At 68.1% G+C, this 23,542-nt stretch carries 23 protein-coding genes; 13 read left to right on the top strand and 10 right to left on the bottom strand.

Annotated elements, in window-relative coordinates; all coding sequences use genetic code 11:
• The first annotated feature begins 16 nt into the window (after positions 1-16).
• Positions 17-1,108 (top strand): ATP-binding protein, encoded by a 1,092-nt coding sequence (locus K0817_RS17805; RefSeq protein ID WP_219983016.1) that lies wholly within the window; start codon positions 17-19, stop codon positions 1,106-1,108.
• 106 nt (positions 1,109-1,214) lie between these two features.
• Here K0817_RS17805 and K0817_RS17810 read toward each other — a convergent pair whose 3' ends face one another.
• Genes K0817_RS17810 through K0817_RS17820 form a run of 3 tightly spaced genes read right to left on the bottom strand, consistent with a single transcriptional unit; the run spans position 1,215 to position 3,209 of the window.
• A complete protein-coding gene (locus K0817_RS17810; RefSeq protein ID WP_219983017.1) occupies positions 1,215-1,910 on the bottom strand; it encodes a hypothetical protein in 696 nt (231 codons plus the stop codon).
• On the bottom strand, positions 1,907-2,827 hold the full coding sequence (locus K0817_RS17815; RefSeq protein ID WP_219983018.1) for an ABC transporter ATP-binding protein: 921 nt from the start codon (positions 2,825-2,827) through the stop codon (positions 1,907-1,909). The genes K0817_RS17810 and K0817_RS17815 overlap by 4 nt, the downstream gene beginning before the upstream one ends.
• A gap of 13 nt (positions 2,828-2,840) precedes the next feature.
• Positions 2,841-3,209 carry a GntR family transcriptional regulator gene (locus K0817_RS17820; protein WP_219983019.1) on the bottom strand — a complete coding sequence of 123 codons (369 nt, stop codon included), beginning with the start codon at positions 3,207-3,209 and terminating at the stop codon, positions 2,841-2,843.
• A gap of 136 nt (positions 3,210-3,345) precedes the next feature.
• On the opposite strand from K0817_RS17820, the gene K0817_RS17825 reads away from it, so the two are divergent.
• The 8 genes from K0817_RS17825 to K0817_RS17860 all read left to right on the top strand — a co-directional run bounded on the left by K0817_RS17825 (position 3,346) and on the right by K0817_RS17860 (position 13,451).
• On the top strand, positions 3,346-4,338 hold the full coding sequence (locus tag K0817_RS17825) for a LacI family DNA-binding transcriptional regulator (protein ID WP_219983020.1): 993 nt from the start codon (positions 3,346-3,348) through the stop codon (positions 4,336-4,338).
• 144 nt (positions 4,339-4,482) lie between these two features.
• Complete coding sequence (locus tag K0817_RS17830; protein WP_219983021.1) at positions 4,483-5,541, top strand: extracellular solute-binding protein; 1,059 nt, start codon at positions 4,483-4,485, stop codon at positions 5,539-5,541.
• 67 nt (positions 5,542-5,608) lie between these two features.
• Complete coding sequence (locus tag K0817_RS17835) at positions 5,609-6,670, top strand: ABC transporter ATP-binding protein (protein WP_219983022.1); 1,062 nt, start codon at positions 5,609-5,611, stop codon at positions 6,668-6,670.
• Positions 6,667-8,463: an iron ABC transporter permease gene (locus K0817_RS17840; RefSeq protein WP_253735487.1), complete on the top strand. Its 1,797-nt coding sequence runs from the start codon at positions 6,667-6,669 to the stop codon at positions 8,461-8,463. Before K0817_RS17835 ends, K0817_RS17840 begins: the two co-directional genes overlap by 4 nt.
• Positions 8,460-9,848 carry an adenylosuccinate lyase family protein gene (locus K0817_RS17845; protein WP_253735488.1) on the top strand — a complete coding sequence of 463 codons (1,389 nt, stop codon included), beginning with the start codon at positions 8,460-8,462 and terminating at the stop codon, positions 9,846-9,848. The genes K0817_RS17840 and K0817_RS17845 overlap by 4 nt, the downstream gene beginning before the upstream one ends.
• Positions 9,849-10,145: 297 nt before the next feature.
• Positions 10,146-11,468, top strand: coding sequence for a glycine betaine/L-proline ABC transporter ATP-binding protein (locus tag K0817_RS17850; RefSeq protein WP_253735489.1), 1,323 nt, complete (start codon positions 10,146-10,148; stop codon positions 11,466-11,468).
• Complete coding sequence (locus K0817_RS17855) at positions 11,468-12,382, top strand: proline/glycine betaine ABC transporter permease (protein WP_219983026.1); 915 nt, start codon at positions 11,468-11,470, stop codon at positions 12,380-12,382. The genes K0817_RS17850 and K0817_RS17855 overlap by 1 nt, the downstream gene beginning before the upstream one ends.
• Before the next feature lie 148 nt (positions 12,383-12,530).
• A complete protein-coding gene (locus K0817_RS17860) occupies positions 12,531-13,451 on the top strand; it encodes a glycine betaine ABC transporter substrate-binding protein (protein WP_219983027.1) in 921 nt (306 codons plus the stop codon).
• A 105-nt stretch (positions 13,452-13,556) separates the two neighbouring features.
• Here the strand turns inward: K0817_RS17860 and K0817_RS17865 are convergent, their stop codons facing one another.
• From K0817_RS17865 to K0817_RS17890, 6 genes are all read right to left on the bottom strand, one after another.
• Complete coding sequence (locus K0817_RS17865; protein WP_219983028.1) at positions 13,557-14,489, bottom strand: hypothetical protein; 933 nt, start codon at positions 14,487-14,489, stop codon at positions 13,557-13,559.
• Between the two features lie 66 nt (positions 14,490-14,555).
• Positions 14,556-15,383 carry a hypothetical protein gene (locus K0817_RS17870; RefSeq protein ID WP_219983029.1) on the bottom strand — a complete coding sequence of 276 codons (828 nt, stop codon included), beginning with the start codon at positions 15,381-15,383 and terminating at the stop codon, positions 14,556-14,558.
• A 64-nt stretch (positions 15,384-15,447) separates the two neighbouring features.
• Complete coding sequence (locus K0817_RS17875; RefSeq protein ID WP_219983030.1) at positions 15,448-15,621, bottom strand: hypothetical protein; 174 nt, start codon at positions 15,619-15,621, stop codon at positions 15,448-15,450.
• 63 nt (positions 15,622-15,684) lie between these two features.
• Positions 15,685-15,822 (bottom strand): hypothetical protein, encoded by a 138-nt coding sequence (locus K0817_RS17880; protein WP_219983031.1) that lies wholly within the window; start codon positions 15,820-15,822, stop codon positions 15,685-15,687.
• A 9-nt stretch (positions 15,823-15,831) separates the two neighbouring features.
• Positions 15,832-18,180, bottom strand: coding sequence for a phosphoribosylformylglycinamidine synthase subunit PurL (gene purL / locus K0817_RS17885; protein ID WP_253735490.1), 2,349 nt, complete (start codon positions 18,178-18,180; stop codon positions 15,832-15,834).
• A gap of 43 nt (positions 18,181-18,223) precedes the next feature.
• The gene (locus K0817_RS17890; RefSeq protein ID WP_219983032.1) at positions 18,224-19,429 is read right to left on the bottom strand and encodes an MFS transporter; all 1,206 of its coding nucleotides are present in this window, start codon (positions 19,427-19,429) and stop codon (positions 18,224-18,226) included.
• Between the two features lie 134 nt (positions 19,430-19,563).
• On the opposite strand from K0817_RS17890, the gene K0817_RS18640 reads away from it, so the two are divergent.
• Complete coding sequence (locus tag K0817_RS18640; protein WP_308211919.1) at positions 19,564-19,821, top strand: substrate-binding domain-containing protein; 258 nt, start codon at positions 19,564-19,566, stop codon at positions 19,819-19,821.
• Positions 19,822-19,867: 46 nt separating this feature from the next.
• Here K0817_RS18640 and K0817_RS17900 read toward each other — a convergent pair whose 3' ends face one another.
• Positions 19,868-20,917, bottom strand: coding sequence for a S66 peptidase family protein (locus tag K0817_RS17900; protein ID WP_219983033.1), 1,050 nt, complete (start codon positions 20,915-20,917; stop codon positions 19,868-19,870).
• A gap of 271 nt (positions 20,918-21,188) precedes the next feature.
• Between K0817_RS17900 and K0817_RS17905 the strand changes: the two genes are divergently transcribed.
• The 3 genes from K0817_RS17905 (at position 21,189) to K0817_RS17915 (ending at position 23,531) form a co-directional block, all read left to right on the top strand.
• Positions 21,189-21,581: a metalloregulator ArsR/SmtB family transcription factor gene (locus tag K0817_RS17905; RefSeq protein WP_219983034.1), complete on the top strand. Its 393-nt coding sequence runs from the start codon at positions 21,189-21,191 to the stop codon at positions 21,579-21,581.
• A gap of 2 nt (positions 21,582-21,583) precedes the next feature.
• The gene (locus K0817_RS17910) at positions 21,584-22,564 is read left to right on the top strand and encodes an SRPBCC family protein (RefSeq protein WP_219983035.1); all 981 of its coding nucleotides are present in this window, start codon (positions 21,584-21,586) and stop codon (positions 22,562-22,564) included.
• A gap of 70 nt (positions 22,565-22,634) precedes the next feature.
• Complete coding sequence (locus K0817_RS17915) at positions 22,635-23,531, top strand: TerC family protein (protein WP_219983036.1); 897 nt, start codon at positions 22,635-22,637, stop codon at positions 23,529-23,531.
• Positions 23,532-23,542 lie beyond the last annotated feature (11 nt).

Raw genomic sequence — 23,542 nt, forward strand, 5'->3', positions numbered from 1 at the left:
GCTCTACGCTGATCGCATGACCCGCGAACTGCGCATCGGCTCACTGCTGGAGTCCGAGGATCGCCTGCCGGCCCATGTCCTGGCCCCCAAGCTCAATCGCCACACGTTCTGGTGTGGGCAAAGCGGTTCGGGCAAGACCTACGCGCTCGGCGTGCTGCTCGAACAGGTGTTGTTGCAGACCCGGATGCCGCTGGTCGTGCTCGATCCGAACTCCGACTTCGTCCGCCTCGGCGAGGTCCGCGCCGAGGCGGCGCCCGAGGCGGCCGCTGAGCTGCAGAGCCGCGACATCCGGGTCCGCCGTCCTGGCGGCCGCGACGGAGCCGAACCGTTGCATGCACGGTTCCTCGATCTGCCGCTCCGCTCCCGCGCCGCGGTCCTCAACCTCGACCCGGTTCTCGACGCCGAAGAGTACAACGGGCTGCTGCAGGTGGAGTCCGAGGTGTCGCAGATCGCCCAGGGACGCCTGATCGAATTCCTGCGGGCCAGCGACACGCCGCTCCGGCACCGGCTCGCGATGCGTCTGGAGAACCTCGGGGTCACGGAGTGGGATCTGTGGGCGTGGGGCCAGCGCAGCATCACCGAAGACATGGACGACCGGCCCGACGCGACCATCGTCGATCTCGGCGGATTTCCGACCCAGGCCGAGTCGCGCACCGCAGCGCTGGCCGTGCTCGACCATCTGTGGGAGCGCCGCGAGGAGCGGGTCGGGCGCCTCATCGTCATCGACGAGGCGCACAACCTGTGCCGTCCCGATCCGGCGACGCCGATGGAAGTCCTGCTGACCGAGCGCATCGTGCAGATCGCCGCGGAAGGCCGCAAGTACGGACTGTGGCTGCTGCTGTCGACCCAGCGGCCGTCCAAACTGCACCCGAACGCGCTGTCGCAGTGCGACAACCTCGCGCTCATGCGTATGAGCTCGCCGCGCGACCTCGCCGAGCTCGCGGACGTATTCGGCTTCGCGCCGAGCTCGCTCCTCGAGCGCTCGCCGGGGTTCGCGCAGGGTCAGGCACTGTTTGCCGGCGGCTTCGTGGAGTCGCCGACCCTGGTGCAGATGGGCGGCCGGCTCACCCACGAGGGCGGCTCCGACGTCTCGGTGCCGCTGCGCTGAGCAGCCAGTCCGGCGCAGAGATGCGGATGCCCCGGCCGTGCACCGCGCACGGGCCGGGGCATCCGCCTCGCGCACCGAAGCCTGGCGCGCGAGCTCGGGCAGGGGCTCAGGGAACGGCGCGGCGAATCGTGAGATACGAGATCCCGCCGAGCACAACGGTGAGCGCCAACCCGCCGGCGGCGAAACCGAGCGGTCCGGCTTGGACCAGCCCCGTCCACACATCACCCCACAGCTCGAAGAACGTGATCACCCAGATGGCAAGCACCAGCAGGAGGGCGACGCCGACCCAGATGGATGTCAGCACCAGGGCGCCGAACCGCTTGTACACGGTCGCCGACCAGAACCCGAGCATGAAGATGAGCATCGCCATCACGAAATAGAAGAACGCGGCGAGCAGCGGTCCCCCCGACACGACCCAGTCGAGGGCGAAGAAGTAGCCGTTGACCCCCCATCCGCCCGTCGCCTCTTCGACCAGGGCCCCGACGGCGAAGACCACGCCGAGCAGGACCGCGCACATCGCCGCGGCCAGCATGGTGCCGAAGAAGAACTCCCGTCGGGTGACACTCATCGCCTGCGAGAACGGGAACGTGAGCGTCAGCGACGAGATCCCCACGAACAGCAGCACCCACAGGGGGGCCTGTGAGCCGCCCCCGTAGAACGGTCCGGAGACCCCGGCCGTGAAGAGGATCGCGTAGATGGCGAGCGAGATCGCGAACGCAGAGCCGAGAACCAGCAGCGGCACCCAGATGAAGGTCTGCTTGTTGATCAGCTGCATGCGCACGACGCTGACGGTGCGGTTCATCGCAGGGCCCCTTCGTCGAGGGTGGATGCGGCGCGATCGGCCGTGTTCGCGTGCGCAGTGGTGGTGCGCACGATGAGTTGCTGAAGAGACACCGGCGCCACGTCCAGCCCGGTGTCCGCAAGAAGCTGACGGTCGGCCAGAGACAGCGCGCCGAGAACGGTGACGGATGCCACATTGCCGAGCGTTTCGCGATGGATGACGGTGCGCCCCGCCACGAAGGCCTCGACCGCCGAGGCGTCGCCCACGATGTTCGCGGCACGATCGCGGACGGCATCCGTCGACTCGTCCATGAGGATCCTGCCGCGGTCGATGACCAGCACGCGCTCGATGAGGTTGGACACCTCGTCGATCAGGTGACTGGAGAGGATCACCGTGCGCGGGTGCTCGGAGTAGTCCTCGAGCAGGCGGTCGTAGAAGATCTGGCGAGCGACCGCGTCAAGGCCCAGGTAGGGCTCGTCGAAGAAGGTGATCTCGGCTCGCGCGGCGAGGCCGATGATCACGCCGACCGCCGAGAGCTGTCCGCGTGACATCTTCTTGATGCGCGTCTTCATCGGCAGCTGGAAGTCGTCGATGAGCTGCTGCGCGAGCTCGTCGTCCCAGTTCGGGAAGAACAGGCGGGCCGCACCGAACGCGTGCTTGGCGAGGGCGTCGTCCGGGTACTTCTGGCTCTCACGCACGAAGCACATTCGTGAGAGCACTTTCGCGTTCTCGTAGGGGTTCGCGCCGAACACTCGCACCTGGCCGCTGGTGGCGAAGTTCTGCGCGGTCAGAATCGACATCACCGTGGTCTTGCCGGCGCCGTTGCGCCCCAGCAGGCCGTAGATCGTGTCCTTCTCGATCGTGAAGGTCACGTCGTCGACCGCGACAGTGTCGCGGTAGCGCTTGGTGAGGTTCTTCACCTCGATCACGTGCGTCATAGTGTCTTCCGTTTCAGTCGGCGTGCGCAGAGGCGCGGTCGTTGATGAGGAGGGTGAGGTCTTCGGGGCTGAGCCCGAGCTTGCGGGCTTCGGCGAGCAGCGGATCGACGAACCGGTCGGCGAACACGGTCCGGCGTTCCCCCAGCAGCAGGTCTCGTGCGCCGGGCGCGACGAACATCCCGATCCCGCGCCGCTTGTACAGCACGCCCTTGTCGGCGAGCATCGCGATTCCTTTCGCAGCGGTGGCGGGATTGATGCGATAGAAACCGGCGAGCTCGTTCGTCGACGGCGCCTGCGCCTCTTCGGCGAGGGAGCCGTCGATGATCGCGTCCTCCACGCTCTCGGCGATCTGGAGGAACAGCGCCCGGCCTTCTTCGATCACACCACGCCCCTGTTGGTTGGTTAGTTACTCCACCAACTAACCATGGTAGCGGCGGTCATGTCAACATCGACTCGACCGCGGAGGGGTCGGACATCGACTACCGTGGGCGGGTATGCGGCGGGTGACACTTCGAGACGTGGCACGCGTCGCGGGAGTGTCGCGCACTACGGCGTCCAACGTGGTCATGGGGACCGGCAGGGTCTCCGACGAGACTCGTGCCCGGGTGCGGCAGGCGATGTCGGACCTCGGATACGTCTACAGTCAGGCGGCAGGATCGCTGCGACGACAGTCCTCGCGGGCCGTCGGTGTGGTCGTCACGAACATCCACCGACCCCATTTCGGCGAGCTCCTCATCGGATTGGAATCCACGCTCACTGAAGCCGGCTACACCGCGCTGATGGTGTCGACATTCGATCAGCTCGATCGTCAGGAGCGCGCGGTGAGCATCCTCCGTGAACATGATGTCGCCGGTTTGGCGATGATCCCGGCGACCGGCAGCGGTGACGAACTCTTCTCCACGCTGCAGGACTGGGCGGTTCCGTCGGTCTTCGTTTCGCGATACGTGCGTGGGAGATCGCACCCCTATGTCGGCGCCGACGACGTCCAGGGTGGTCGTCTCGCTGTGCGGCATCTGCTCGAACACGGTTGCCGTCGGATCGCGTACCTCGGCGGAAACCCCGGTGTTCCTTCACGGACCGACCGGATCGAGGGAGCGTTGCGCGCGATTGAGGAGCATGGCTCGGATGTGTCGTTCGTGGAACTCGTCGGCGAGCCGAGTGGCGACGGGGGTGTCGGGCTCGGTCGCGCTCTGGTCGCGAGCGGGGAGCTGCCCGACGGGGTTCTCTGTCACGGGGATGCCGTGGCGATGGGCTTCGAACGAGCGCTTTACGATGCCGGACTCAACCGGCCGGGCGACGCGCCCGACGTGAGGGTGATCGGCTACGACGGCGTCGCGGCCACCGGGTATTCGGTGCCCTCGCTGACGACCGTCGAGACGAACGGGCTCGAACTCGGCCAGCAGGCAGCCGCCGAGCTGATCCGAGCCCTGCGCACCGGCGAGCCAGTCAATTCCCAACTGCACGAGCCGCGCCTCATCGTCCGCGAATCTTGCGGCGACCACGCCTCCTGACGGCGACGCACCGAAGAGGGATTGACAGTTCTCATCTGTTCGTGGCAACCTGTCGTCCACTATGGTGGATCGATCCACCATACCCGTTCGCAGCATCCCGCACGTTTGAGAGTTTGCGCCACGCGCCAAAGGAGGCACCTGGAAATGAACCGCAGAAACCTGGTCGCGGGAGCGGCCCTCGCCCTCGCGGGTCTGAGCCTGGCAGGTTGCGGCCTGCAGCAGCCGAGCGGCGGCGACGCCGGAGGAGATGGTCCGACGGGCGGATCCGGGACGGTGACGATCTACTCGCCGAGGCCCTCGGCGATCACCGACCACATCATCGAGGACTTCGAGGAGAAGTCCGGCTACAACGTGCAGCTCGTGACCCTCGGAGCAGCCGAGGTCGCCGACCGCATCAGGGCGGAAGGGGCGAACACGCAGGCGGACGTCTGGTGGGGCGGGACGCCGTCGCTCTTCGACGCCGCGGCAGCGGAGGACCTCGTCGAGCCATGGTCGGACGGCATCCTCGACCGGGTGCCCGAGGAATTCCACGGCCAGGACGACAAATGGGTCGCCGAGATGCAGCAACTGCAACTCATCGCGTACAACTCCGACATGATCGATGAAGCCGATGTGCCTGCGGACTGGGTGAACCTCACGGACCCGGAGTACGCCGACCAGATCCTGATCCGGGACGTCGCGGCGTCCGGCACGATGCGCGGGGTCTACTCGGCGATGATCTATCAGCATTTCGCGGAGGACGGCGTACCGGATGCCGGGTACGAATATCTGCGTGCACTGGACGCGAACACGAAGGACTACGCCGCCAACCCCGAGGACCTATACCTGCGCCTCGAGCGGCAGGAAGCGGCCATCACCATCTGGAACCACCAGGACATCCTCGCTCAGGCGGCGGAGGGGGCAGCTTTCGCGATCCACGTGCCGGAGTCCGGCGCTCCCATCAACCTGGACGGCATCGCCAAGGTCGCCGGCGCGCCCAACCCGGAGGGGGCGGAGGCTTTTGCCGACTACATGTTCAGTGACGAGACGCAGACGTGGCTTGCCGAGAACGCGTTCCAGATTCCCACGATGGAGATCGAGGCCGAGCCGGAGTGGCTGTCGGAGATCGAGATCGTCGAGTTCCCCGTGGATCGGGCCGTGATCGCCGAGCACGAGCAGGAATGGATCGACTACTGGCTCGAGAACATCAAGAACCAGGGATGAGCGGCTTCGACGGAGGGCAGCGCGCCGCCGCCGGAACCCCCTCCACCCCGCCCCGAGGAGACAGCGCGTGATCCCGATCCGACTCGACGGAGTCAGCAAGACCTACGGCGAGGACTCCGAGGCCGAGCCCACCGTCACCGTCGATCTGACTGTCCAGGCCGGCGAGTTCTTCACACTGCTGGGGCCGTCCGGGTGTGGGAAGTCGACACTGCTGCGCATGATCGCGGGCTTCGTGCAGCCGAGCGCGGGTCGCATCCGCTTCGGGGAGAAGGACGTGACGGGGCTGCCTCCTCACAAGCGCGGCACGGGCATGGTGTTCCAGAACTACGCACTGTTTCCTCACATGCCTGTCGCAGACAACGTGGCCTACGGACTCAAGCTGCGCAGGGTCTCGAAGGCCGAACGCGTCCGCCGGGTGGATCGGGCGCTCGAGCGCGTCGGACTCGAGGGCTACGGCCGACGGCGCATCGACCAGCTGTCGGGAGGACAGCAGCAGCGGGTGGCGCTCGCGCGCGCGATCGTGATCGAGCCCGACGTGCTGCTGCTGGACGAGCCCTTGTCCAATCTCGATGCGAAGCTGCGCGAGGAGACGCGGATGCAGATCCGCGAGGTGCAGAAATCCGCCGCCACGACCGCCGTCTATGTGACGCACGATCAGGCGGAGGCCATGGCGATGAGCGACCGCATCGCGGTGCTCGCCGATGGCCGGGCGCACCAGATCGACACGCCGCGCAAGGTCTACAGCGAGCCCGCGACGGCGTTCGTGGCCCGGTTCATCGGACGCAGCAACGTCGTTGCCGTCCAGATCGAATCTGTCGAACCGGACGTCGCCCACGTCCGATTCGGGGACGGTCGGCTCATCGTGCATCGATCGAACCAGGAGGCGCCGGTGGTCGGTGAGACCCGCCAGGCATCGATCCGGCCCGAGACCATCCGAATCGTCGGCGAGGCCGACGCGGATTTCCACGGTGTCATCGAATCGGTGGAGTTCCTGGGCTCCACCGCGATGCTCGACGTCGACATCGCTGGGTCCCGCGTGACGGTCTCGACGCCCGAGATCGACGTGGAGGCCGGCTCGCGCGTCGGATTGACGGTCGCTGCCCGCAGCGGATGGCTGATCCCGTCGTGAGCTCCGCCGTCCAGACCATGACCGAAGTCGTCGCGCTCGAGCGTCCGGCGTCGGGCCGTCGGCGTCGACGCCGCGATCTCCGCACTCCGGGGGAACGGTTCGTCGTCTTCCTCGCGATCCCTGTGTTCGCCGTCATCGCGTTCTTCGTGGTCATGCCGATGGTGCAGACAGCGATCACGAGCGCCGGCGGCGCGGGGTTGGCGGAGAACTACTCGTCCTTTCTCTCGGGGGCGACCCAACGGGCGCTCCTGCTGTCCGTGGGCATCTCGATCGCGACGGTCATACTGTGTGCGATCGTCGGCACGCTCATGGCGGTTCTGCTCACGCGCTTCGACTTCCCCGGGCGTCGCCTGCTCGAGGTGCTCTCGGTACTGCCGTTGGCCCTTCCGCCCCTCATCGGAGCTGTGTCGTTCACTCTTCTCTTCAACGAGACGGGCATCGTCCCGCGCGCGTTGGGGCAGCTGGGAATCGATCCGGCGAGCGTCGCGGTGTCGGGCGTCGGCGGCGTGCTGCTCGTGCACGTGTTCACGATGTACCCCTACTTCTATCTCTCCGTCGCTGCCGGCCTCGCCGGCATGGATACCTCGATCGAGGAGGCGGCGGCGAACCTCGGCGCCCCCAGGTGGCGGGTGTGGCTGAACGTGGTGCTCCCGATGCTGACCCCCGCGCTCGTCGCCGGAGCCCTGCTGACCTTCATGACATCGATGGCCTCCTTCACCGCTCCGCAGTTGTACAACGTGCAGACGCTGACGATGCAGATCGTCGCGACGCGCACGGGCGGGAACTACGCGCTGGCAGCCACGCAGTCGACGGTCCTCGCGGCCGTCTCGATCGGCTTCCTCTTCCTGATGCGGTGGTACCAGGGCCGCCAGGTTCACCGGAGCCTGAGCAAGGGCGTTCAGCGATCTCGCACGCGGGCCTCCGGCTGGATGGCCGGCGCCGCGGCCGCGGGTGCGACTGTCCTCTCGCTCGTGCTGATCGCCCCGGTGGCCGCCATCGTGCTCGTGTCGTTCTCGGTCAACCGATCCTGGACGACGGAGGTACTGCCGCCCGAGTACACGCTCGACAATTACGTCAGCATCTTCACGGATCCGGAGTCCCTGCTGCCGATCAATGTGTCGGTGCAGATGGCGCTGTATGCGACGCTCGGCGCCGTGGTCATCGGCGGCGCCGCCGCTTGGGTCATATCGAAATGGCCGCTGCGCCGGGGCCGAGGGGCGATGGATGCGGCCATCATGCTTCCGTGGGCGCTGCCGGGCACGGTGATCGGTATCAACATCGTGACCGCTTTCGCTTCGCCGGAGTGGTTCAACCTCGGCCTCGTGCTGGTGGGATCGCTCCTGATCCTCCCGATCGCATACTTCGTCCGCTACGTGCCGCTCGTCTTCCGAGAGACGGGTGCCTCGATCGACACCCTCGACCCATCGGTGGACGAGGCGGCGCAATCGCTGGGAGCCTCGCCGTTGCGGGCCATCGCAACGGTGGTGTTGCCGCTCGTGTGGAAGGGAGTCCTCGCGGGCGCACTCCTGGCCTTCATCGACGGTGTCGGCGAGTACGTGGCATCGGTCATCGTCTACCCGGCCGGTTACGCGCCGATGTCAGTGGAGATCTACAACAGGCTCTACTCGGCCGACGTCGGCTCGGCCGCCGCTTACGGCACGCTGCAGATCGCGCTCATCTTCGTCGTGCTCCTGATCACGACGTTCCTCGAGCGGCGCTCCGGACGACGCGGGAAGAAGGGCGCTGCGCCTGCGGCGGAGACCGCCGTGAGCACGGCAGTGGGTGTGCGATGACGAGCGACCCCCGTGCGATGCGGACGATCGCCGACGTGGCGGGAGCGGCCGAGCGCTTCACCGACTACAGCGTGGCGGACGCCGGCATCCGAGACGTCTACGCGACCAGCCGGGTGTGGCAGACCTGGATCGACGTGGAGGTGGCACTGGCAGCAGCGGAGGCCGACGAGGGGATCGTTCCGCGATCAGCGGCCGACCGCATCGCCTCGGTCGGCGATCTCGAGCGGATGGAACGTGACCGCATCGTCGAGGGGATGAGGCGCCAGGGGCATCCTCTCGTCCCGATCATCGAAGAGCTCGCGCGTGCCGCCGGCCCCGACGCCGGTGGATGGGTCCACTGGGGCGCGACGAGCCAGAACATCATGCAGTCCGGGAACGCTGTGCTGCTCCATCGCGCGCATGGGATCGTCGGATCCCTCTTGCGTGAGTGCTTGGCCGCGCTCGCCGAACTCGCGGATCGCTCTGCGGACATGATCATGCCCGGCCGCACACACGGCCAGCATGCGGTGCCCATCACCTTCGGGCTCAAGGCGGCGACGTGGGCCGACGATCTGTTGCACGGACGTGACCGCCTCGATCGCGGCGTGGAGCCGTGCCTTCGGGTGATGATGGCCGGCGCTGTCGGCAGTTTCGCATCCCTCGGTGAGCAGGGGCCTCGGGTGCAGGAAGGCGTCGCCACGCGCCTGGGTCTCGGGGCCATGGCGGTGCCCTCGCGGGCGCTTCTCTCACCGCAGGCGGGCTACATCTCGGATATGGCGTTGGTGGCCGCTTCGTGCGCGCGCATCGCGCTCGATATCGAGACGATGATGCAGACGGAGTTCGGAGAGGTCTCCGAGCCTGTCCCGGAGGGTTCCGTCGGCAGCTCGACGATGCCGCACAAGCGGAATCCGAAGCTCTCCAGCGACGTGATCGATCTGGCCGCCCGCCTGCGTGCCCTGGCCCCGGAGGCGATGGGCGCCGTCATCCACCCGCACGAGGCGGACGGGGGTTCGACAGCGAAGCTCGATTCCGCCATCCAGTCGGCACTTGTGGGAATGGGCGACCTGCTGGTGCGACTGCGCACGATCCTCACCGGGCTCGAGTTGTTTCCCGAGCGGATGCGGCGAAATCTCGAGTTGAGCGGCGAACTGTTGGCGTCCGAAGCAGTGATGCTCGCACTCGGAGAGCGGATCGGTCGCGACGAGGCGCACCACATCGTCTATGTCCTCGCGATGCGGGCGGCGACCGAGGGCGCAGACTTCGCCGACCTCCTGCTTGGCGAAGAACGCGTAACCGCCTCGCTGTCGCCGAGTCGAATCCGGACACTGCTGGATCCGGCAGCGCACACCGGACTGTCCGCACAGATGGCGCGCGAAACCGCTCAACGGGTGCGTGACACGTTGTGAGGCGGATCGCCGATTACCCGCACCGCGCGCACGCGATAGCGACGAGCCGTGCTCGGGTCAAATTTGCGATGCATCCACTTGAATGACATGTTGGATGAGGCCCCTTGTGGGTCTACCCGACCAGTCCGCGGTCTCGCACGGCATCCTGGGGATGCCTTGCGGTGAGCGTATGGTCGGCGGCCCTTGCGCGGATCCGACATCCGCAGCCGCCGTCGCTCGCAAAGAGCGCACGCGTGTGTGGCCGTCACCCGGGCGTGACCGATGCAGCCCCCCTGCACCGGGCTGCCGAGGCGCACTGTGTCCACTCCACCTGCCACCGCTTCACCCGCCATCGAGGCGAAGAACCTCTTCAAAGTCTTCGGACGCAACCCCCGCGCCGTCGTCGAACGAATGCGCGCCGGCGCATCCCGCTCGGAGGTCGCCGAGAGCGGCACCGCCGCGGTCATCGATGCGAGCTTCACCGTCCAGCCCGGCGAGATCTTCGTCATCATGGGCCTGTCCGGTTCGGGCAAGTCCACCATCATCCGCATGCTGAACGGACTCCTGCCGCCCACCGCGGGCGAGGTGCTCGTCCAGGGCGAGAGCGTGACGCGTGCCTCGGCCAAGGCGCTGCGCGGCATCCGTCGTCGTTCCGTGTCGATGGTGTTCCAGCATTTCGCGCTGCTGCCGCACATGTCGGTGCTCGACAACGCCGCCTACGCACTCGAGATCCAGGGCGTCGGACGCGACGAGCGCCGCGAGCGCGCTCGCGAGATCCTCGAGAAGGTCGGACTCGGCGACCGCGCGGACGCGATGCCCGACGAGCTCTCGGGCGGCATGCGCCAGCGCGTCGGCCTGGCCCGCGCGCTCACTGCGGGCACTGACATCCTGCTCATGGACGAGGCCTTCTCGGCTCTGGACCCGCTCATCCGCCGCGAGATGCAGGAGCAGCTCGTCGAGCTGCAGCGCGAACTCGGCCGGACCATCGTGTTCATCACGCACGACCTCAACGAGGCGATGTTCCTCGGCGACCGCATCGCGGTCATGCGCGACGGGCGGATCGTCCAGACCGGAACCCCCGAAGAGATCCTCACCGACCCCGCGAACGACTACGTCGCGCAGTTCGTGCAGGACGTGGACCGCGCGCGCGTGCTGACGGCCGGATCGGTCATGGCTCCTCCGGTCGCGACGACCCCGCTGAGCGCCGGCGTCCGTGGCGCCCTGCGCGTCATGCGCGACCTGCAGGTGGGCTCGGTCGCCGTGATCGAGAACCGCCGCTACCTCGGCTCGGTCACCGACCGCGCCGTCGTGCGCGCCGTCAAGGACGGCAGCAGCGACCTGCGCGCCCTCGTGAGCCGCACCCAGCCGGTGGTCGGACCCGATGAGCCGCTGACCGACGTGGTCGAGCGATCGGTCGAGAGCCCGGTCCCGATCGCGGTGGTCGACGACGCGGGGCGCCTGCTCGGCACGATCCCTCGTGTCACGCTGCTGGCCGCACTCGGCAACGTCGACCCTCAGACCACGCCCATTACGATCATCGGCGCCCCCGTGACCGTGCCCGAGGCCGAATTCGCCCAGACGCTCGAAGCGGTGGGTGAAGCGGCCTCCGCCGCGGCCGGTGCGACGGAAGGAGCACTGTGATGGACAACGTGAGACTCCCCCTCGGCCAGTGGATCGAAGCCTTCGTCGACTTCCTCGGCGACGTGCTCGGCTGGCTGTTCGACGGAATCGCCACCGTGCTCGGCGTGGTCTACGACGGCCTCGACTGGGTGCTCGTCAGCCCGCCGTTCTGGGCGGTCATCCTCGTCTTCGCCGCCCTCGCCTTCTGGGTGAAGGGCTGGAAGCTCGCGCTCGGGACGGGCCTGGGCCTGTTCTTCATCGTGCTGGTCGACCAGTGGGAGGCCGCGATGGACTCGCTCGCGCTCGTGCTCGTCGCCGCGGTCATCGCGACCGCGATCAGCATCCCGCTCGGAATCTGGGCCGCCCGCAACGACCATGTGTCGCGCGTCGTGCGCCCGGTGCTCGACTTCTTGCAGACGATCCCCGCGTTCGTGTACCTGATCCCCGCGATCGTGTTCTTCGGAGTGGGCGCCGTGCCCGGCATGATCGCCACGATCCTGTTCGCGCTCGCGCCCGGAGTGCGCCTCACCGAACTCGGCATCCGCGGCGTCGACAAAGAGGTGGTCGAGGCCGGCCACGCGTTCGGCGCCACGCCGGGACGCATCCTTCGTCAGATCCAGCTCCCGCTCGCATTGCCGAGCATCATGGCCGGTGTCAACCAGATCATCATGCTCAGCCTGTCGATGGTGGTCATCGCGGGCATGGTGGGTGCCGGTGGCTTGGGTGGCGAGATCGTGAAAGCGCTCGGCCGCATCAACATCGGCCTGGCGTTCGAGGCCGGCATCTCGGTCGTGGTCATCGCGATGATCCTCGACCGGGTCACCTCGGCCTTCGCCGACCCGGAACGCGCGCGTGCGCGTCGCGTCGCGTCGGGTCGCACCACCCGCGACAAGCAGGACGCGGCCGGCTCGGTGAGCCGGATCCCCGTGCACTGACTCAGATGACGGATGCCGCGGCTCGCAGCATCCGTCACTCCACAAGACCGGGCGGGTCCATCAGCCCGCCGGAGGCGCACGAGACTCGCGTGCCTGACAAACAACGACCGATCCGCGGACAGCAACGCGGATGGAGAGGACGTCACTCATGATGACCAAGAGAAAGAACCTGGCCTCGGGGATCGCGCTGGCAGGCGCGGCCGCCCTGGTGCTCACCGGCTGCGCAGGCGGCGGAGACGGTGACGCCGGCTCCGGCGACACCGGCGGCGAGACGGGCGGCGCGGACCGCACGATCGAGATCGCCGTCTTCAACGGCTGGGACGAGGGCATCGCCGCGTCGCACCTGTGGGAGGCCGTCCTCGAGGAGCAGGGCTATGACGTCGAGCTGACGTACGCCGACGTGGCGCCCGTCTACGCCGGGCTCGCCAATGGCGACTTCGACCTCGTCCTGGACACGTGGCTGCCGATCACGCACGCCGACTACATCGAGGAGTACGGCGATGACGTCGTCGACCTCGGAGCGTGGAACGACGAAGCCAAGCTCACCATCGCCGTGAACGAGGACGCACCGATCGACTCGCTCGACGAGCTCGCGGCCAACGCCGACCTGTTCGGCAACGAAATCGTCGGCATCGAGCCCGGCTCGGGCCTCATGCGCATCACCGGCGACGAGGTCGTGCCCGGCTATGGACTGGACGGGATGACGCTCATCGAGGCGTCGACCCCGGCCATGCTCGCCGAGCTGCAGTCGGCCACCGACGCCGGCGAGAACATCGCCGTGACCCTGTGGCGTCCGCACTGGGCGTACAACGCGTTCCCGCTGAAGGACCTCGAAGACCCGCAGGGTCTGCTCGGCGACGCCGAGAGCATCCACTCGGTGTCGTCGACGGCGTTCGGCGACGAGTTCCCCGAGGTGAGCGAGTGGATCTCGAACTTCGAGATGCCCAGCGACCTGCTGTACTCGCTGGAGGACGCCATGTTCAACCAGTTCGACGGCGATGACTACGACGAGGTCGTGGCGCAGTGGATCGCCGACAACCAGGAGTACGTCGACGGCCTCACGTCCTGAGGCCATTCCGGCCGTGAGCCGGACTCTTCGCCGGTCGAGTGGTGAGCCTTACAGGCCCGCTCGGCCGGCGAAGGTCGTTCCGGCCCGGCCGCGCGATCGATGTCGTCAGCGGCCGGGGTGCTGGGGCTTCGGGCGCACCACGCGCCCGGGCACATCGCCGCTGCCCCGCGACGGCACCGGCCACGGCGCCGTCTTCGGCGGCGGCGTGGTGCTTGGGCGCTTCACCGGCAGCGGTTCAGGCTCGGCGTTTGACTCGGGCTCAGGCTCCGACGTGGCGGCGGCCTTCGCGGCCGGGGCGATCTCGAGCATCACCTTGGTCTCGAGCACCTCGATCGCCTCATCCGAGATCGAGATGAGCCCATCGAGCTCCTCGCGGACGCGGCGGTAGGCGAGCTGGCGTTCGGCCGGAGTCGCCGCCTGGTCGATCGCGACCGTCAGCAGCTGCTTGGCGGTGTCGAGGCGCTTGCGCTCGACCTCGGTGAAGCTCGAGTCGCGCAGGCGACGGGCATCTCGCTCGGCGACGTCGAACGCCACCTCGAAGTCGGCGACGGCGTTGCGGTACTCGGTGAGCTGCTCGCTCGTGAGCCGCGCCTTGGACGAAGCGGGCCGCAGACCGTCCGCGATGCGCTTCGCGCGCAGGAACGCGGCGGTGAGCGGCTGGCGGCCGTCGCTCATGGCCGGATACGCGATCATCTTGGCGACGTCGAGCTCGTACTCGAGCCAGCGCGCCGTCACCGCGTCGTGCGTCGCGAACAGGCGGTCTAGCTGCGCCGCCTGCGTCTCGCGTGACTCCGCCGGCGCCGTGATCTGGGTCGCCGTGGCCGCTGTCACCGGGGGAAGCGATGCCGCGGCGACCGGCTTGCCGCGCGCTGCGGCCTGGGCGGCCTTCAGCTCGGCTTTCGCGTGCAGCACCTCGAGGCGTCGCTTGTGGCGTCGACGCGCGCCCCGCTCCCAGGCGCTACCGACCGACGCCAGCACGCCGAAGAGCGGGAAGGCGAGCCACCAGTAGTTCCCAAGGAACTCGAAAATCGGCTCCACCCTGTCATGGTAGCCGTCGCCTCCGCGCCGGGCGCCCGGGAGGTCGCTGGGGATCCGCCGGCCGGATCAGCCGCGCGGCGGCTCGTCGGGCGGCGGCGCGCCCCCGCCCTGCCGCTTCGCGACGGCGTCGCGCACGTCGGCGACCACGCGCGCAGCCTCGCCGATCGCATCGGCCGCGCGCGGCAGCCACGTGGTGAGCGGGGCCGGCAGCGCGTCCCACGACAGACCCGACACGCTCTCACGGGCGATGCCGAGCGCATCGTCCTCGGCGGCTTGGAACGCGGATTCCGCCGCCTGCACCGCGTCCCGGTAGGCCAGGTACGTCTCGGGTGCGACCTTGTCCTGCGTCGCGGCCCCGCGCAGCGTCTGAGCCTCACGCTGTGCGCGCAGAAAAGCGAGGGTGGGCGGATGCTGGGGGTCGAGCATCTGCGGGAACGACAGAGCCTTGCCGGCATCCGTCTCGTACTCGAGCCATCGCGCCGTGACCGCGTCGTGGCGGGCGACCAGCTCCGCGATCGGGTGCGGTGAGTCGCGGCGCATCGCGCGGTACCGCAGGGCGGTGGCCCGCAGACGGTCGCGTGCAGCCCGCAGGTGCAGCGAAGCGGCGCGCTCGGTCTGCCGCGTCGTGGCGAGCTTGCGCCGGGCGTCGGCCAGCGCGCGGGCATCGCGTCCGGCCTTCACCGCGAGCGCCTCGGCCTTGGCGGCGCGCAGTTCGGCGCGCGCGGAATGCAGAGCGCGGTATGCCGCGCGTTCCTCGTGCCTGGCAGCGTCCAGCTCGATCCGGCGGGCGCGACGCCCCCGGGCCGTCAGGCCGGCGTACGACATCGCTCCGACGCCTGCGGCCGCCGGGGCGACCCACCACCAGCTCGACACGATGAGGAGGATCGGCTCCACCCTGCCATGCTAGCCGCGCGCGTCGACGCCGCGGCCGCGAGTGTGCTGGGTCGGTGCCGCGGAGTCAGTGACCGATCTCCATCGTGCCGCCATGCCGACGCCGGTCGGTCGCCTCGTAGACGGGATCGCCCGGGCCGGCGCCCGCATCGCCGGGGCGCGCCTGTCGGGAGTCGTAGCTCTCGCGCGGCGGGGAGATGAAGTTCTTGATGCGCGTCCACAGGGACTGCTTCTGGGCCATGGGATCCTCCTGGCCCGAACCTACAGGCACGCACGCCTCGCGGGAAGTCTGCCCGGCGGGCTCTCAGCCGAAGAGGAGCGCGAAGACGGTGGCTCCGCCACCGACGAGGATGAGGGCGACGATCGTCACCCACGCGATGATCTTGACGCGACGCTGCCGCGTGTCGTTGAAACCGCTGTACTCTTCGTCGTCCGCCGCCATGAGTAGATCTTAGGCCGCGGGCTCCGACACCGTCGCGCCGAACGCGGCCGGCAGCGTCGAGGTCGACAGGTCGCGCAGCTCGTCGAGCGGCACCGTGAACAGGCCCTGCACCTCGAGCGCCGGGTCATCGCCATCGCCGGCCGCGTCCGTGACGCCGATGCGCAGCACCGGGTAGCCGCGTCCCTCGCACAGGCCGCGGAACTTCACGTCGTCCTCGCGGGGCACGCTCACGATCACGCGGCCGGTGGACTCCGAGAACAGCGCGGTCGCGGCATCCACTCCATCCCGCTCCATGATCTCGTTCAGCCACACCCGTGCGCCGACCCCGAAGCGCATGACCGCTTCGGCCAGTGCCTGCGCCAGCCCGCCCGACGACAGGTCGTGCGCCGACGAGACCAGCGCCTGCTGTCCGGCTGCGTGCAGCAGCTCGGCGAGCTTCTTCTCGTTGGCCAGGTCGACCGCAGGGGGGCGACCGCCCAGGTGCCCGTGGATCGTGCCGGCCCACTGCGAGCCGCTGAGCTCGGTGGCGGTCACGCCGAGCAGGTAGATGTTCTCGCCGGCGTCCTGCCAGCCCGACGGAATGCGGCGGGCGACGTCGTCGATGATGCCGAGCACGCCCACGACCGGGGTCGGGAAGATCGGCTGGTCGCCGGTCTGGTTGTAGAACGAGACGTTGCCTCCCGTGACGGGAACGCCGAGCTCGAGGCATGCGTCCGACAGGCCGTCGACGGCCTGCGAGAACTGCCACATGACCTCGGGGTTCTCGGGCGAGCCGAAGTTGAGGCAGTCAGTGACGGCGGTCGGCATCGCGCCGGTCACGGCGACGTTGCGGTAGGCCTCGGCGAGGGCGAGCTGCGCACCCGCGTAGGGGTCGAGCTGGCAGTACCGGCCGTTGCAGTCGGTGGCGATCGCGAAGCCGAGCCCGGAGTGCTCGTCGACGCGGATCATGCCTGCGTCGTCGGGGAACGACAGCGCCGTGTTGCCCAGCACGTAGTAGTCGTACTGGTTCGTCACCCACGACGTGTCGGCCAGGTTGGGGCTGGCGACCAGCTGCGTGAACTGGCGGCGCAGCGTGTCGGCGTCGAGATCGCGGGGGAGAGCGGATGCCGAGTCCTCGCGCAGCGCGTCGATCCAGGTCGGGTAGGCGACGGGGCGCTCGTAGACCGGGCCGTCGACGGCAACGGTCGACGGGTCGACGTTGACGATCTCTTCGCCGTGCCAGAAGATCTGCAGGCGCCCGTCACCGGTGACCTCGCCGAGCACGCTGGTCTCGACATCCCACTTGGCGGTGACGGCGAGGAAGGCCTCGAGCTTCTCGGGAGCCACGATCGCCATCATGCGCTCCTGGCTCTCGCTCATGAGGATCTCTTCGGGCGTGAGCGTCGGGTCGCGCAGCAGCACGTTCTCGAGGTCGACGCGCATGCCCGAACCGCCGTTGGCGGCCAGCTCCGACGTGGCGCACGAGATGCCCGCGGCGCCGAGGTCCTGGATGGCCTCGACGAGCTCGTGCTTGTACAGCTCGAGGCAGCACTCGATGAGCACCTTCTCGGCGAACGGGTCGCCCACCTGCACGGCCGGGCGCTTGGTGGGGCCGCCGTCGGCGAACGTGTCGGAGGCGAGGATGGATGCTCCGCCGATGCCGTCGCCGCCGGTGCGGGCTCCGAACAGCACGACCTTGTTGCCGGCGCCCGATGCGTTCGCGAGCTTGAGGTCCTCGTGGCGGAGCACGCCGACCGCGAGCGCGTTGACGAGGGGGTTGCCCTGGTACACCGCGTCGAACACGGTCTCGCCGCCGATGTTCGGAAGACCGAGGCAGTTGCCGTAGAACGAGATGCCGCTGGTCACGCCGTGCACCACCCGGGCGGTGTCGGGGTGGTCGATCGCGCCGAAGCGGAGCTGATCCATGATCGCGACCGGCCGTGCGCCCATCGAGATGATGTCGCGCACGATGCCGCCGACGCCGGTCGCGGCGCCCTGGAACGGCTCGATGTAGCTGGGGTGGTTGTGCGACTCGACCTTGAAGGTGACCGCCCAGCCCTCGCCGATGTCGACGACGCCGGCGTTCTGGCCCATACCCACCATGAGGCGGGTCTTCATCTCGTCCGAGACCTTTTCGCCGAACTTGCGCAGGTAGATCTTCGAGGACTTGTACGAGCAGTGCTCGCTCCACATCACCGAGTACATCGCCAGCTCGCCCGAGGTGGGGCGGCGGCCTAGGATCTCGCGGATGCGCTCGTATTCGTCGGGCTTGAGTCCGAGTGCCGGGTAAGGCTGCTCCTTCTCGGGAGTGGCGGCGGCGTTGTCGACGGTGTCGGCGGCCGGGCGTGCCGGAGCGGTGTTCTCGATGGGGGTGGTCACGCGGCTGCACTCCAGAAATCAGGGGATGCCGGACCCGACCAGTCTAGTCGGCGACCTGTACCGGATCGGCTGTCGGGAGCGTTGCCGTCGGGCGGACTGCGCTCGTCGCCCACGCGGCAGCGGTGGCCAGCACGGCCAGGGCGATTCCGGTGACGACGGCGGCTGCGACCCCGGCGCTGTCGAGGGCGACGCCGCCGGCGAAGGCGCCCAGTGCGATGCCGGCGTTGACGGCGGAAGCGGGGAGCGAGGAGGCCAGCGGAGCACCGGGACCTGCGAGGCTGACGACGCGATGCTGGATGGAGGCGCCCGTGGCCATGCCGAACAATCCGACACCGAAGACCGCGGCGCCCGCCGCGATCGGGTTCGCCCCGAACAAGACGAGCACGATGAGCGACAGTCCTACGCCGGCGGCCCCGACGATCAGCGTGAGCGCGGCGTTCGCGTCGGCGAAGCGACCTCCGGCGAACGACCCGATGGCGGTCGCGACTCCGTAGATCAGCAGATACGCCGTCGCGACGGCACCGGTGGTGCCCGTCACCTCATCGAGGAACGGGATCAAGTAGGTGATGGCCGAGAGCATCGCGGCGAACGTGAGCAGGCTCACACCGAGGACGACGAGCACTCGCGGCGCGAAGGCGTGGCGCGCCTGGCCGAGCGCCCGGTGGTCGCCGGATGCCGGAACCGAAGGCAGTACCAGGAATGCGACGACCAGCACGACGAGCCCGACCGCGACGACGCCGGTGAATGAGCCGCGCCAGCCGATCGCCTGGCCGAGGAGTGTGCCCAGTGGCATCCCGATCGCACTCGACATCGCGAACCCGCCGATGATCAGCGCCATTGCGCGCCCGGCGCGCTGCGGAGGAACGATGCTGGTCGCTGTCACCATGGCGGCGGCGATGAACAGGCCCTGAACGCCGCCGATCACGACCCGTGCGATGACGAACAGCGTGTAGTCGGTCGTCAGCACCGGCACCAGGTTCGCGAGGACGAACACGCTGATCGAGGCGAGCAGCACCGCCCGTCGGTCGAAGCGCGTCAGCGCGAGGGTGAGCAGCGGGCCGCCGATCGCGAGCCCGAGCGCGTTGGCGGTGACCAGTGCGCCTGCCGCCGACACCGACACGGCGAGGTCGGCGGCGATGAGGTCGATCATGCCCACGACGAGCATCTCGGCACAGCCCATGACGAACGCTCCCGCGAACAGGATGGCCAGGATGAGGGTCGTGCGAGCCGGTGCGTGCTGATCGGTCATTGCTCCTCCTCGGATGTGTGCAACTGTAGAGTTGCACAGCTGTCGCAGGATTGCAACTGTTCAGTTGCATATCTCTGTGAGTCCTGGCTCTTGAACATGGCTCGAGCCGCGTCGGGATTCACACTGCCGCGGACATCTCACGTTCCTCCTCGAAGCTCTCTGTCGCCCGACGCCTCACGCTGGCGATTCCCGACGACGTCGCGATCATCGGAGTCGACAACACCCCCGCCATGCAGTTGGTGTCGCCCCGCATCTCCAGCATCGACGTCAACATGGATGCGTACATCGACCAGGCCGTCGCGGAGTTGGCCGCATACCTCGAGCTGGACATTCCGCTTCCACCGCGTTCTCGCCAGCGACCTCTCGAGCTGGTTCGCGGCGACTCTTCTTGAGCCCTCACGGTCCTGGCCGATTGGATGACGGCGTGGCTTCCGAGCTCTAGTACTCGCCAACGACCGTTCGGTTGGTTCCGTCGAGGGTGATGACGCCTCCGTGAGGGACGATCCACTGCGGGCGCGTGTGACCGAAGGGTACGCCAGCGCATACGACCGCATCGGGGTTGTACCGGGTGATCAGTTCGATGATTGTGTCCCGTTGAGCTGCCCGCAGGCGGGATCGCTCGGATGCGGGCGGCACCGGTGAGCGCAATTCGCTGACCGGTGGGCGCGCAATGAGCACACCGGCGATCGCGTCGAGGATCCCGCGCTCCCCGAGCGCACGAACCCATCTCTTGACCTGGGTGGCGGACGGTGCCTCCCCGCCGGTCTCCAGCAGCAGGATCGCCCCGGCGAGATGGGCGACGTCGGGCATTCGTCCTGCAAGGGCAATCTGGTCGATGACCTCGATGCAACCGCCCCAGGTGCGACCAGATACGGCCTTCTCCGGTCCAGCCCACGTCCAGGGCTCGGTGACCTCACGTGTACCGAAGTTCAGCAGAGACCGTGGATCCTCCCACGGCCACCCGAAGTCCTCGGACTCGCCGGGCTCTGTGAGCTCGAGCGTCCCGCCGTCGAGCAGGGCCGCGCGCAGCGACCGCACATGGACGTCATCGAGATGCGGGCCAGGCCCGAGGTGGACCTGGGTGGATCCTCCGTAAAAGCTCGGCACGCCGAGGTTCCAGAGCAGGTTGTGCAGGTTCGTGTTGTCGCTGTAGCCCAGGAACGGCTTCGGGTTCGCCGCGAGCACCCCGGGGTCGATATGCGGGATGACGGTCACCTGGTCGTCGCCGCCGATCGTGGCGAGCACGCCGCGGATGGTGGGGTCCGCGAACGCTTCGGTGACGTCGGCGGCACGGGCCTCCGCACTTGCGCCAAGCTGCCGGGTGGTCGGGTACTCGACCGGAATCAGCCCCGTCGCCTCCGCCAGGCGTCGCATTGCTTGCTCGTGCAGGGCGAGAGAGACTGCCGGAGCGGCGAACGCTGGCGAGATCACTGCGACCCGATCACCGCGACGAGCTTTTGGAACAGCTTCAAACGACTTCGCGGTCATCCAACGATTAGACCAGAACCCCCTCCCCGCAATGCTCGTAAGGCCCAGGTCAGAGCGGAACGGATCGCCCGGCGTGCTGCGGGCGAGCAGCGGCCCGCCCTGCCGTAGGAGCTCGGTGAAGCGACGCGTCTCGGCGTGACCGTGCATCCGGTGCATCGGCAACTCTCAACTCTCGTCAGTGCAGCGAAAGCCCACCAGGGGCAATGAGAACCCCTTCCCGACGACCATCCGGTCTTGACAGCCGAGCAACGCGCGAATAACGTACAACCAAATGGTTGTACAAACGGAGTTCAGTGATGACGAGATCGACCGCGTGTTCCACGCACTCGCGGCGACGACGCGGCGCGACATCCTCCGGCGCACGATCGAGAGCGAGCATTCGGTCTCGGCGCTCGCCGGCGACTACGACATGTCGTTCGCCGCGGTGCAGAAGCACGTTGCCGTCCTCGAGGCGGCCGGACTCATCGTCAAGCGCGCCGAAGGCCGCGAACGCCTCGTCCGAGCGGATCCGGCCATGATCGCCCGAGCCCGTGCACTTCTCGCCCGCTATGAGGAGCTTTGGCGATCGCGCATCGACCGGCTCGACGAGCTGCTGTCCCAGCCACGTGCCGGCGGCGGCTCCACCCCGTCCCCGACATCCACCGATCCCATACAAGGAGAATGACGATGCCCGTCACCGATATCACCACTGACCCCGAGTCCCTCACCATGACGCTCACGGCGGAGTTCGCCGCTCCGGTCGAGCGGCTCTGGGAGGCATTCACCGAGCCGCGCCAGCTCGAGCGATTCTGGGGCCCGCCCGGATGGCCGGCGACTTTCCCCTCGTTCGACTTCACCGTCGGCGGGCGGGCGGTCTACTTCATGACCAGCCCCCAGGGTGAGAAGTCGTACGGCTCGTGGGAGTTCCTCGAGATCGACGGACCGCGAGGATTCACCGTGCTCGACAACTTCGCCAACGAGGACGGTGCGCCGCTCGAGGGCACGCCCGTCATGAGGGTCGTGTTCCAGTTCGAGCCGACCGACACCGGATCGCGCATGGTCAATGTCTCGCACTTCGCCTCGGCCGACGCTCTCGAGCAGGTCGTCGAGTTCGGCGCCGTCGAGGGATCGCGGATGGCCATCAACCAGCTCGACCGGGTGCTCGAAGGCCTGCGCGCCTACGCGCAGGGCAAGGGCACGCAGACCGAGATCCTCGACGACACCCACGTGCGCACCACGCGCCTCATCGAAGGGCCGATCGATCTGGTGTGGCGCGCGCACCACGAGCCGGAGCTGCTCAAGAAGTGGATGCTCGGCCCCGACGGCTGGAGCCTGGTCGAGTGCGAGGTCGCCCCCGAAGTCGGTGCGAAGTACCGCTACGTGTGGGAGCCCGGCGAGGGCGTCGAGGGCGAGCGCTTCGGGTTCGACGGCGAGACGCTCCTGATCGAGGCGCCCCGCCGCGCCGTGACGACCGAGCACATGACGGGCACCGACTATCCGTCCACGCTCAACGACCTGAACCTCGACGAGGAGGACGGCGCGACGCTCATCACCCTCCTCATCGAGTACCCCGACAAGGAGACCCGCGACATCGTCCTGGCCACCGGCATGACCGAGGGCATGGAATCCAGCTACGCCCGCCTGGAAGGTGTGCTCGCGGCCGTCTGATTCTCGGCGACGATCAAGATCCGGATGCCTCTCGCCGAGGCATCCGGATCTTCGTCCGTATTCTTGACCCGTGGACTTCTCCTTTGCCTTCACGCCCGACCTGATCGCCGTCTTCGTGACGCTGTTCGTCCTGGAGGTGGTGCTCGGCGTCGACAACGTCATCTTCATCTCGATCCTTGCCTCGAAACTCCCCAAGGAGCAGCAGGCGAAAGCGCGCAACCTGGGCCTCACCCTCGCGATGGTGATGCGCGTCGTCCTGGTGCTCTTCGCGGGATGGATCATCACGCTCAAGGAAGACATCTTCGAGATCTTCGGGATGGGATTCTCGTGGAAGGACCTCATCCTCATCGCGGGTGGGCTGTTCCTGATCTACAAGGCCGTCACAGAGATCCACCACAAGCTCGAGGGGGCCGAGGAGGAGCACGGCGGCAACGGGCGCAAGGCCGTCACGTTCGGGTCGGTCATCGCGCAGATCCTCGCCCTCGACCTGGTGTTCTCCCTGGACTCGGTCATCACTGCCGTCGGCATGACCGAGAACCTCGTCGTGATCATCACGGTCGTGGTGCTGTCGTTCGGCATCATGCTGTTCGCCGCCCGATTCATCTTCAACTTCGTCAACAAGCACCCCACGGTGAAGATGCTGGCGCTGTCGTTCCTCCTTCTCATCGGCGCGTTCCTCGTCGCCGAAGGGTTCGGCTTCCACATCGACAAGGCGTTCATCTACGGCCCGATGGCCTTCGCGATCCTCGTCGAGGCGCTCAACCTCACGTACTCGGCGCGCAAGGCCAAGCGCGAGCAGAAGCGACGGTCCGCCGTGCAGCTGCGGCCGCAGTACCCCGACGTTGACGAGTCGGTCGCCGTCCACGCGGCGCTGTCGAAGGGTGCCGGCTCGGTCGGGCTCTCGCGCAAGCCCGTGGCGGGCGATGCAGCGCCCGAGGCCGCCGACGAGCGCCAGGGCCTCGGCTGATCCGCCTGCGC

It is taken from the genome of Microbacterium sp. HD4P20 (genome assembly GCF_019449275.2).
In the GTDB taxonomy this organism is placed as follows: domain Bacteria; phylum Actinomycetota; class Actinomycetes; order Actinomycetales; family Microbacteriaceae; genus Microbacterium.

Bases quoted from the DNA above. Each gene is read 5' to 3' on its own strand.
- K0817_RS17805 (WP_219983016.1), top strand. From the start codon at position 17: ATGACCCGCGAACTGCGCATCGGCTCACTGCTGGAGTCCGAGGATCGC.
- K0817_RS17810 (WP_219983017.1), bottom strand. From the start codon at position 1,910: ATGAACCGCACCGTCAGCGTCGTGCGCATGCAGCTGATCAACAAGCAG.
- K0817_RS17815 (WP_219983018.1), bottom strand. From the start codon at position 2,827: ATGACGCACGTGATCGAGGTGAAGAACCTCACCAAGCGCTACCGCGAC.
- K0817_RS17830 (WP_219983021.1), top strand. From the start codon at position 4,483: ATGAACCGCAGAAACCTGGTCGCGGGAGCGGCCCTCGCCCTCGCGGGT.
- K0817_RS17845 (WP_253735488.1), top strand. From the start codon at position 8,460: ATGACGAGCGACCCCCGTGCGATGCGGACGATCGCCGACGTGGCGGGA.
- K0817_RS17855 (WP_219983026.1), top strand. From the start codon at position 11,468: ATGGACAACGTGAGACTCCCCCTCGGCCAGTGGATCGAAGCCTTCGTC.
- K0817_RS17860 (WP_219983027.1), top strand. From the start codon at position 12,531: ATGATGACCAAGAGAAAGAACCTGGCCTCGGGGATCGCGCTGGCAGGC.
- K0817_RS17875 (WP_219983030.1), bottom strand. From the start codon at position 15,621: ATGGCCCAGAAGCAGTCCCTGTGGACGCGCATCAAGAACTTCATCTCC.
- K0817_RS17880 (WP_219983031.1), bottom strand. From the start codon at position 15,822: ATGGCGGCGGACGACGAAGAGTACAGCGGTTTCAACGACACGCGGCAG.
- K0817_RS17890 (WP_219983032.1), bottom strand. From the start codon at position 19,429: ATGACCGATCAGCACGCACCGGCTCGCACGACCCTCATCCTGGCCATC.
- K0817_RS17900 (WP_219983033.1), bottom strand. From the start codon at position 20,917: ATGACCGCGAAGTCGTTTGAAGCTGTTCCAAAAGCTCGTCGCGGTGAT.
- K0817_RS17905 (WP_219983034.1), top strand. From the start codon at position 21,189: ATGGTTGTACAAACGGAGTTCAGTGATGACGAGATCGACCGCGTGTTC.
- K0817_RS17910 (WP_219983035.1), top strand. From the start codon at position 21,584: ATGCCCGTCACCGATATCACCACTGACCCCGAGTCCCTCACCATGACG.